We start from the raw sequence: 9,321 nt of genomic DNA on the forward strand, positions 1-9,321 counted from the left end.
AGAGTTCAAGCTTCAGCTTGCTTCCAGGGCTTTACCCGATCGAATCACGCAAGCTAAAGCTTGAACTCTGAACTCTGAACGACGAACTTCCGCCTGAAGGCCGGACTACAAACAGGAACAAAGGAGAAAGTGTGAAGAAACGGAAACTGGGAACTCAGGGGCTGGTGGTTTCGGAACAAGGTCTCGGCTGCATGGGAATGTCCGAGTTCTATGGCGCGACCGATGAAGCGGAGTCGCTCGATGCGCTTCATCGCGCGGTCGAACTCGGCATCGATTTCTTCGATACCTCCGACATGTACGGCCCATACAAAAACGAAGAGCTGCTCGGTAAGGCGTTTGGATCGCGGCGCGATGAAGTCATCATCGCGACAAAGTTTGGCATCCAACGTGACCCGGCCAGTCCGACTGGGCGATCGATCAACGGCCGGCCGGAATACGTGCGCGAGGCTTGCGACGGTTCGCTAAAAAGGTTAGGCGTCGAACTTATTGATCTCTACTATCAGCACCGTGTCGATACCAATGTTCCAATCGAAGACACCGTCGGAGCGATGGCCGATCTTGTGCAGGCAGGCAAGGTACGTTACCTCGGATTGAGCGAGGCTGGACCGCAGACGATTCGCCGGGCACATGCCGTTCATCCGATCAGCGCGCTACAAACCGAGTACTCGCTTTGGAGCCGCGATCCGGAGGACGAGATTCTCGCGACCGTACGAGAACTTGGCATCGGCTTCGTCGCGTACAGTCCTCTTGGACGTGGTTTCTTGACCGGTCAGATCAAGAGCATTGATGATCTCGCGGCTGATGATTACCGCCGCTACTCACCGCGGTTTCAAGAAGAGAACTTTTCAAAGAATCTCGAGCTGGTGACGCGAGTGACTGAGCTGGCTCGCGAAAGAGGCGCCGCTCCGGGACAGCTTGCGTTGGCGTGGGTTTTGGCCCAGGGCGAGGACATTGTTCCGATACCTGGCACCAAGCGGCGCAGCTACCTTGAAGAAAACGCCGCCGCCTCGCAGGTTGAGCTTAACGCGGAGGACCTGGCTCGCCTCGACGAGCTTGCGCCAAAGGGAGTCGCGGCCGGGATGCGATATCCGGAGGCGATGATGCGCTTCGTGAATATGTGATTCCGGCAGCTAGTTACCTGTAGCATGCCCTTCACTAGCAAAGGAGGGTATCCGCGGAAATCGGCCGAATCAGTGTCATCCGTGGTCTATGCAGCGCTGGCAATGCGGTTCTTTATGAACTCATAGACCACGGATGACACGGCTTTGACGGATTCGTACCTATTTGATCGGTGGCGAAACACTGTTAGAAGTCACTGGCCGGCCGGCCGGCTGATTCATCCCAGAAACACGATCATTCCGTGGTATGCAGAAAGGCATAGGTAAATGCCGACGACCAGTTTGATTCCCAGTTGCGCGGTTCGCAGGTGAGAGTAGTGGTAGCAGATCAGCAACCCGAAAGCGGTCACCCCCATCTTTACAAAAAAGAACAACACCGCGTTCTGCTGAATCAGCGAATCCATCAACGGGTTGCCTTCGAGTGCGACGCCGCGGCCGATGTGCTGCATCGTAGCGACGGCGTCGTAGGCCGACATAGCGATCGCCGCGAGGACATAAGTGAACAACTTGGAATTCCGAAAGGGGGCACCGCTCCTGACCATTCTAAACCTCTTCTGCTCAGTCTTCTCAAACGCGCGAATGGGAATGGGCTCCCGATTTTCGCGCGCGATCCCAAGATCTGTCAATCCGCGTTCAAAGATACTATCAAAGCAACCAGCGAATCAATAACCCGGCCGGGGCATCTTCGAATTGCCCTGAAGAACGGTGCGGTTCGTTCAACAAAAGACCCTGTGCTAGAATCGGTCGCTGTGAATTGCTCTCTCCTCCAATAGGAGATGTTCAATCGAGCTGAGATTTCAAATAGAGTCCAGGCAATTAAAGTCATGAGTCAGAGCAGACCAGTAACAGCGCCGCGCGGCAGCCAGATCAGTTGCAAGGGCTGGCACCAGGAGGCTGCGCTCCGGATGCTGATGAACAACCTGGACCCGGAGGTGGCCGAGAAGCCCGGCGAGTTGATCGTCTACGGCGGCACAGGGAAAGCGGCGCGGGATTGGCGATCGTTTGACGCGATCGTTCGCTCGCTCATCGAGCTTGATAACGATGAAACGCTGCTGGTCCAATCCGGAAAGCCTGTCGGCATCTTTCGCACTCACGAATACGCGCCGCGCGTATTGATCGCGAATGCTAACCTCGTAGGACAATGGTCGAACTGGAAAGAGTTTCATCGACTGGAGCGGCTTGGCCTGACTATGTACGGGCAGATGACCGCAGGCTCGTGGATCTACATAGGCAGTCAGGGCATTGTGCAAGGCACCTTCGAAACGTTTGCGGCTGCGGCCAACAAGCATTTCGGGGGATCGCTTGATGGCAAGCTGATCGTGTCGGGCGGAATGGGCGGGATGGGCGGAGCCCAACCGCTGGCGGCAACAATGAATGGCGCTTGCTTCCTTGGCGTAGACGTCGACCCCGCGCGCATCGAGAAGCGAATCAAGACCGGCTACTGCGACCGGATGGCGACAGATCTCGACGACGCGTTGCGCGTGATTGATGACGCGCGCTCGAAAGGCGAGGCGGTCTCGGTTGGGCTCGTCGGCAACTGCGCGGATGTCATACCGGAGCTTGCGAGGCGGGGCATCGTGCCGGATGTGTTGACCGATCAAACCAGCGCGCACGATGCTCTGAGCGGCTACGTGCCCAACGCGATGACTCTCGAAGAAGCGGCCGCGCTGAGGCGCGACACTCCGGATGAGTACATACGCCGCTCGATGGATGCGATGGCCATACACGTAAGCGCGATGCTCGAATTGAAGCGCAAGGGCGCAGTCACTTTTGACTATGGCAACAACATTCGAGCTCAGGCTCAGCAAGCCGGTGTGACGGACGCATTCGAGATTCCGGGCTTCGTGCCTGAGTACATCCGGCCGCTGTTCTGCCAGGGTCGCGGCCCGTTTCGTTGGGTTGCGCTCTCGGGTAATCCCGAAGATATTCGCAAGACCGACAACCTCGCGCTGGAGTTGTTCCCCGAAGATCAAGTGCTGTCGCGCTGGCTCAAGCTTGCAAACCAGCGAGTTCAGTTTCAGGGATTGCCTGCTCGAATATGCTGGCTCGGCTACGGGGAACGCGCCGAGTTTGGCGAGGCGATGAACGACATGGTTCGAACGGGCAAGCTCGAGGCGCCGATCGTCATCGGCCGCGATCATCTGGACACCGGATCGGTGGCGTCTCCGTATCGCGAGACCGAAGCAATGCTCGACGGCTCCGACGCGATAGCCGATTGGCCGTTGCTGAATGCGATGCTCAACACGGCGTCTGGCGCATCGTGGGTTTCAATTCACAACGGAGGCGGAGTAGGAATTGGTTATTCGCTTCACGCGGGGCAGGTCACGGTCGCGGATGGAACCGAAGACGGCGCGCGGCGGTTGAATCGGGTGTTGACCAACGATCCAGGCATCGGCGTAGCGCGTCACGTTGATGCGGGATACGAAGAAGCGAAACGCACTGCCAAACAGAAGGGAATTAAGATACCAGGGACCGGAGAAGGATAGAGATAGTCTTAGTAGGCTTTTTGCCCGCCGCGGCCGGGTTGCATTAGGAAATCAACGAATCAGGGCAGTCTCGATATCCTCTGCTTCAAAATCTTCTATGGTTACCGCGAGTACGCTACTAATTACTTCTGCATGCTTGATCGTGGCAGGATCGCTGCTACTGGTTCCGAGCCGTCGGCCCCGGGCTCCCGCTTGCGGTAGGCGCGAATGAAGAACGTTTTGTCTCCGATCTGCTGGTTCGGATCGTGATCGGGACCAAGGATCGCGCTCTCGTCGAAGTTCTGCTCGATCCATTGCATCAATGTTTGGCAGTAGTCGCGCCCGAACACCTTCGGACCGAACTCGGAAGTAGCCCGATTCGTCACTAGCACCAATCGGGTGTTCGATTCTAGGAGCTGTCTGATCGCGCGTTCCTCTCCTTCGCGGTCGAGATAGCCGGGCGTCGTGATTTCTTCTCTCAACGGGTTCGGCCGGCCGGTAAAGAAGTTCAACGACGTTCCCTCGGGCATCACAGCCACGGACTCGCCGTCCGCAGTTTCGCGCTTGATGAAGCCGATGGCTTCGTTCATTGCTTCGCCCAGATCGGGGACTGCCAGCATCGTTCCCCGGTCGGTCTTAAGCATGTAGGTGTTCTTATCGCGATAACGATATGAGAGCAACCCCGCCGTCAGTACCACGTCCGCCAGTATGAGCCCCACCGCGATGTTGCGAGCCGCGCGTCTGGTTTTGTCCTCGCGAAACATTGCCGCGAATGGATGCACCCAGGCATAGGTAAACAGGATGACCGAGGTAGGCAACAGGTACGAACTGTAGGCCCCTCCGCTGCGCACTCTGAGAATCACTCGCGCGAGGCTCGCCAGCGCGTACACCGTGACGACCAGTACGATTATCGTCTGGCTGTTTAATGCGCTTTCGTTAGACTGCTTTCGATAGCGATTGAACTCGAGGCCCATCAATCCAACCAACAGCAGCGGCATCGCCAGATAAGGACCCTTCTCCCAGTTCAAAACGCCCGCAAGCGGTATCAATACGAAGATGAGTAGCGACGCGGCAAGCAGGAGCCAGATCTGGCCATAGCTGGCTCGGCCGGCATCGCTCACACTGAGGTCCGCCAGGGAAAGGCGGGCCGGCACTACGTCCCGCTTGCGGCGTGTGAGTAGCAGGCTCACCGTCGCGATAATCGCGGCAACCGACCCGACGCGCACCGCGGCGCCTATCATCTGCGTTATTGATTGCAGAGGCTGATCGAAACCGGAAACGCGTTTGTTGAAATAAACCAGCTCCGGCGGCAGGTGTCGAAAGAAGAGTAGACTGTCTTCGGCAAGAGTTTGCCAGCCAACTCGCGACAAGATGTACCCATAGACTCCCAGCACAAGCACCGCGGCCGGCACCACGAACTTTGCCCCTAAGGAAATCGTCCGGCGAACATTTGGATAGCCCGCTAACGCGACCGCAACGACTCCAGCGCTCACTGCCGCCAGTCCCATCTCAGTCTTCGCCAACATCGCCAGACCGGCTGCGGCGCCCGCCAGCGCCAGCGACACATTGCCGCGGCGAGAGGATGGCGAGACGCCTGCGGTGATCACATCTTGATTCGATGTTGACCGGCTTGCGTCGCGTCGTTCGACAAAGCGCACTAGCAGAGCCAGCGACGCCAGCCCGAGCGCGCATCCGTGAAGAGCCGAATAAGAGTACGGAAGAATGTAGTTACCAGCTTGCTTGAAAGCGCACAGCCACATCACGCTCAGCGTCGCCGCCGCTGAGGGCACAGGTCCCATGAGCCTCCGGGAGAGCCAGTAGACCAGCGCGAGAATGAGCAGAGCGCTAACGATGCCGTCCGCGTATAACACAGCCAGCGATGGACTAAAGATCCTATAGAGCAGCGCATTGAGGTAAGGAGAAAGCGGCCCGTAGATATGACGCACGTCCGAATACAGCATCTGGTCGCGCGCGAGCCTGAGTGGCTGATTCATCTCGCGGCCGCAGTCTACGAGCGGGTTGCCCCAGCGCTCCCACGAGACGGCCAGGCCAAACATAAACGACACTGCGATGAGGGCGACCCAGGGCAGGTCGCGTTTGTTCATCTGAGTGGCCACGGTGAAGCGCGATTATAGGCGATGTCCGCGGCGGTGACAAATACTAAATTACTCGGTTTGTGGCGCCGTGTCGCGCGGTTTAGTTGCGAGCTGGGTTGCTTCAAAGAACTCGGTAGTCTGCTCGGTTACACTCGGCGGCTCTTCCTGGAGAAGCGCCGAATTCGGGTCCCCGATCGACTCAGACTTCGGTGTCGCCGCAAGACTCGTCCGGCGTTTGGGCGATATCATCTGAAGAAATGGATAGCACATCAGGCCCATTCCGAAGAAGGCTATCACCAGGGTGATCACCATCAAATACGGCGTGAACTCTCCAGCGAGTTGAATATGCTCCTTCCCAAGGATCTTCAAGCTCGACCCGAAAGCGGCGGCGCCTAACGTTAGAATCATTCCCCAGATTAGCATCGCTCGCTGATGACCGTGAAACAAGGCTTCATCGGGTCGTTCCGCTTTCGCGATATTACTCTGAGCGCCAAGAAGTATTGCAACTGCCTGCAGCTCCATCCCACATGACCGGCAGAACTTTTGGTCCTTTGAAGGCTCCGCTGAGCAATTGGGACAGTACATCGCCTACCTCCCTCGAACACTTCGAATCGCTGCGGTGTGTCATCTCTCCCGCACGCTGCAACCGCGGCTAACCAGACGAACTAACGTCTCCGCTTGCCTACATGTTTCCGCTTTTCCGGCCGCTGCTGCGACTAGAGATACTCGGGTTTGATCAATTGATCTCGGCGAAACCCTTGCGCCAGTCTGTATGTCAGCAAATAAAACAAGGGCGACCGAAACTCATGATGATGTCTGAAGATATCGAGTGCAAGGTGAAGCACGTAGCCTGATAGCAGTCCGATCAACAACGGCGTTCGCGAGTTGAGGGTCACGACGGTAATCAACGCCAGCAGTTCGTAGGAGTGAAAGATCAGCGGCAGACGAAGCAGTTTGCGCGGACGAAAGTTCTTGACCAGCGACGCGCTGATACGGTCCATCGTCGAGTTGCTGCCGGGTCCAGAATCTACGGGCTTTTGCTCTGCGGGCTTTTGCCTGAACGGAGCGCCGTGACGCATTGACCACCATTGATCAATGACGTGATCGGCGTCAATCAGGAAGCCGCCGATCATCGAGCCCGCCAGCGCCGCGCTCGATCCGGTAGCCCAGTAGAGCGCGCCGCCTGCGGCAAGTGACGACCAGAAATGATGCTTCGGCTTCATTGCTTCCCTTACTCGATTGAACGGCGATTGTTATACTCCGGCGTGGCATAGCCTGGGAGCGCAGGCATCCCTGCCTGTTTTGCGTTGCGTGAGAAGAAGGCAGCGCAGGGATGCCTGCGCTGCCAGGCTATGCTACTTCGGAGTATACGGCTGAAAGCATCGATCTCCTAACTAGAGGACACGAATGGCGAAGCTCGACACAACAAAGTCAGAACGTCTCTTCAGTCGCGCGCAACAATTGATCCCGGGTGGAGTAAACAGCCCGGTCCGGGCGTTTCGTGCAGTTGGCCGCTCCCCTCTATTCCTCCGCGAAGCCTCGGGCGCTCACATTACTGATGCTGACGGCAACCGCTACATTGATTACGTGGGTTCCTGGGGGCCGATGATACTTGGCCACGCGCATCCTGTGGTCATCGAGGCTATCCGCGAAGCCGCCGCCCGCGGAACCAGCTACGGGGCGCCCACTGAACTGGAGATCGAGCTTGCCTCTGAGATCAGCTCCGCCTTTCCCTCAATCGAACGAGTGCGGTTGACCAGTTCCGGCACCGAAGCAGCGATGAGCGCGATTCGTCTGGCGCGTGGATTCACAGGACGCGATCGAATAGTCAAGTTCGAGGGCTGCTATCACGGCCACAGCGACAGCTTGTTGGTGAAGGCCGGCTCGGGGCTGGCGACGTTTGGAACACCCGACAGCGCCGGCGTCCCGGCCGACTTCGCGCGCAACACGATAGTGGTTCCGTTCAACGACGAAGCCGCGCTGGACAAGGTTTTTGAAGAGCAGGGAAGCGAGATCGCCTGCGTGATCATCGAACCGATCGCTGGGAACATGGGCTGCGTAGCCCCGCGCGCAGGCTACCTCGAAGCGGTCCGCGAAGTGACCTCACGACACGGCGCGCTTTTGATTTTTGACGAAGTGATTACAGGATTTCGCGTGGCCTATGGCGGCGCTCAAGAGTTGTATGGAGTGAGGCCTGATCTTACTTGTTTGGGCAAGATCATTGGCGGAGGACTTCCAGTCGGAGCATTCGGCGGGAGAGCCGATGTGATGGAGCGACTTGCGCCGCTAGGGCCGGTCTATCAAGCGGGCACGCTCTCAGGAAACCCGCTTGCCGTCACCGCGGGCCTGGCGATATTGAAGTTGTTGAAAGACTCAAACCCGTATGAAGAACTCGAACGTCGCAGCGCGAGATTAGAGCAAGGCCTGCGCAGGGCAGCCGCTGAAGCAAGCATAGCCTCGACGATCAACCGTGTTGGCTCGATGCTGACGGCGTTCTTCACCGAAGGCCCGGTGACCGATTGGCCCAGCGCTAAGAAATCCAACACAGATCAATACGCGCGGTTCTTCCGCGCTATGCTTGAAGAGGGTGTGTACCTCGCGCCTTCGCAATTCGAGTGCGCGTTCGTTAGCCTGGCGCACACGGATGAATTGATTGAGAGAACGATCGAGGCAGCACGCTCGGCGATGCGGGTAGCCGAAGGTTTCAACTGACCTCATCCTCGCCAAGCGCATCGACAAACTGACGCGGCGTCAGAACACGAACATCGAGACGAGCTTTCGCAGGAAAATGTTTAAGGTTGCCCGTCACGAGGCAAAGAGCAAGTGACGCCTTAGCTACGGCGAGAAACGGTTCGTCGTCGGGGTCAGGAAGCGCCTCAGGCCAGGACTCCGGCGTCACAAGAAGAGCGCTCTGCTCAATATGCTGTAGAGCGTCCTCGGCTTCCGTTTGATTGATTTGCAATTCGGGACGCGCCAACACGTCGCGATATTCGGCAAGTATTCGCTGGTCGCACGCAAACTCGATCTCACCCGCAGTGACAAGACCAACTATTTGTCCGGGCGCCGCGCGATGGGACAACAAACCGGACACCAGGACATTCGTGTCCAACACGATTCGGATCAAGAGCGCCGCTTCTCCGGAAGTGTGTTTCGCCTGCGTTTGGCCTTTCTCGTCTTTGCTATGACGCGGTCAATCTCTGCGATCGTCATTCGGTCGCGGCCGGTCTTGCGTGCGCGCTGGCGAATGGATTTAAGCGCAAGCTGAGCGCGGGCCTGCCGGATAGCGCTGGCAGTTTCATCCAACGTTGCGCTATTTACGGGTACGAGCAATGCGATCGGTTCCCCGCTGGCAGTGAGCACAGCTTGCGGCTCTCGCGAAATGATTTCTCGAAGTTCGCTGGCCTTGCGGTGCAAGTCCTCGGCGGTGAATGCTTTCATGTCGAAACAGTAGCATCCTCAGGCACTGATGTCACCAACGCAACGCACCAAGAAGAGTGGTGTGCCTTCGGCCTGCTTGTTATCGTAGCGGATGCAGTCGCGTTATCTGCCGTTCGCTTCAATCCAGATCAACCTCGACTTCACTGTTTTGACGGGGCGCTCTTCGTGGCGGAGTGGCCGATCGGATAGAACCCCGGCAACTCG

General features: G+C 57.7%; 9 protein-coding genes. 3 read left to right on the forward strand and 6 right to left on the reverse strand.

Features of this window, described 5'->3' with window-relative positions; translation table 11 throughout:
• The first annotated feature begins 131 nt into the window (after positions 1–131).
• Positions 132–1,121, forward strand: coding sequence for an aldo/keto reductase (locus AABO57_28820; GenBank protein ID MEK6289737.1), 990 nt, complete (start codon positions 132–134; stop codon positions 1,119–1,121).
• Between the two features lie 215 nt (positions 1,122–1,336).
• Here the strand turns inward: AABO57_28820 and AABO57_28825 are convergent, their stop codons facing one another.
• Entirely contained in the window at positions 1,337–1,660 is a 324-nt protein-coding gene (locus tag AABO57_28825; GenBank protein MEK6289738.1) for a DUF5658 family protein, read from the reverse strand.
• Positions 1,661–1,942: 282 nt separating this feature from the next.
• Here AABO57_28825 and hutU point away from each other — a divergent pair, with 282 nt between their 5' ends.
• Positions 1,943–3,604: a urocanate hydratase gene (gene hutU / locus AABO57_28830; protein ID MEK6289739.1), complete on the forward strand. Its 1,662-nt coding sequence runs from the start codon at positions 1,943–1,945 to the stop codon at positions 3,602–3,604.
• 122 nt (positions 3,605–3,726) lie between these two features.
• Here the strand turns inward: hutU and AABO57_28835 are convergent, their stop codons facing one another.
• From AABO57_28835 to AABO57_28845, 3 genes are all read right to left on the reverse strand, one after another.
• Entirely contained in the window at positions 3,727–5,688 is a 1,962-nt protein-coding gene (locus AABO57_28835; GenBank protein ID MEK6289740.1) for a hypothetical protein, read from the reverse strand.
• A 60-nt stretch (positions 5,689–5,748) separates the two neighbouring features.
• Positions 5,749–6,264: a zinc ribbon domain-containing protein gene (locus AABO57_28840; protein MEK6289741.1), complete on the reverse strand. Its 516-nt coding sequence runs from the start codon at positions 6,262–6,264 to the stop codon at positions 5,749–5,751.
• A 131-nt stretch (positions 6,265–6,395) separates the two neighbouring features.
• Entirely contained in the window at positions 6,396–6,902 is a 507-nt protein-coding gene (locus AABO57_28845) for a hypothetical protein (GenBank protein MEK6289742.1), read from the reverse strand.
• A 184-nt stretch (positions 6,903–7,086) separates the two neighbouring features.
• On the opposite strand from AABO57_28845, the gene hemL reads away from it, so the two are divergent.
• The gene (hemL, locus tag AABO57_28850) at positions 7,087–8,391 is read left to right on the forward strand and encodes a glutamate-1-semialdehyde 2,1-aminomutase (protein ID MEK6289743.1); all 1,305 of its coding nucleotides are present in this window, start codon (positions 7,087–7,089) and stop codon (positions 8,389–8,391) included.
• Here the strand turns inward: hemL and AABO57_28855 are convergent.
• Positions 8,384–8,803 (reverse strand): putative toxin-antitoxin system toxin component, PIN family, encoded by a 420-nt coding sequence (locus AABO57_28855; protein MEK6289744.1) that lies wholly within the window; start codon positions 8,801–8,803, stop codon positions 8,384–8,386. The genes hemL and AABO57_28855 overlap by 8 nt on opposite strands.
• Positions 8,800–9,117: a hypothetical protein gene (locus AABO57_28860; protein MEK6289745.1), complete on the reverse strand. Its 318-nt coding sequence runs from the start codon at positions 9,115–9,117 to the stop codon at positions 8,800–8,802. The genes AABO57_28855 and AABO57_28860 overlap by 4 nt, the downstream gene beginning before the upstream one ends.
• Positions 9,118–9,321: the final 204 nt, after the last annotated feature.

The organism is Acidobacteriota bacterium (assembly GCA_038040445.1).
Taxonomy (GTDB): Bacteria; Acidobacteriota; Blastocatellia; order UBA7656; family UBA7656; genus Onstottus_A; species Onstottus_A frigus.

What these genes read in the sequence shown, in the direction of transcription:
- AABO57_28825 (MEK6289738.1), bottom strand. Translation starts at nt 1,660, where the DNA reads ATGGTCAGGAGCGGTGCCCCCTTTCGGAATTCCAAGTTGTTCACTTAT.
- hutU (MEK6289739.1), top strand. Translation starts at nt 1,943, where the DNA reads ATGAGTCAGAGCAGACCAGTAACAGCGCCGCGCGGCAGCCAGATCAGT.
- AABO57_28835 (MEK6289740.1), bottom strand. Translation starts at nt 5,688, where the DNA reads ATGAACAAACGCGACCTGCCCTGGGTCGCCCTCATCGCAGTGTCGTTT.
- AABO57_28840 (MEK6289741.1), bottom strand. Translation starts at nt 6,264, where the DNA reads ATGTACTGTCCCAATTGCTCAGCGGAGCCTTCAAAGGACCAAAAGTTC.
- AABO57_28845 (MEK6289742.1), bottom strand. Translation starts at nt 6,902, where the DNA reads ATGAAGCCGAAGCATCATTTCTGGTCGTCACTTGCCGCAGGCGGCGCG.
- hemL (MEK6289743.1), top strand. Translation starts at nt 7,087, where the DNA reads ATGGCGAAGCTCGACACAACAAAGTCAGAACGTCTCTTCAGTCGCGCG.
- AABO57_28860 (MEK6289745.1), bottom strand. Translation starts at nt 9,117, where the DNA reads ATGAAAGCATTCACCGCCGAGGACTTGCACCGCAAGGCCAGCGAACTT.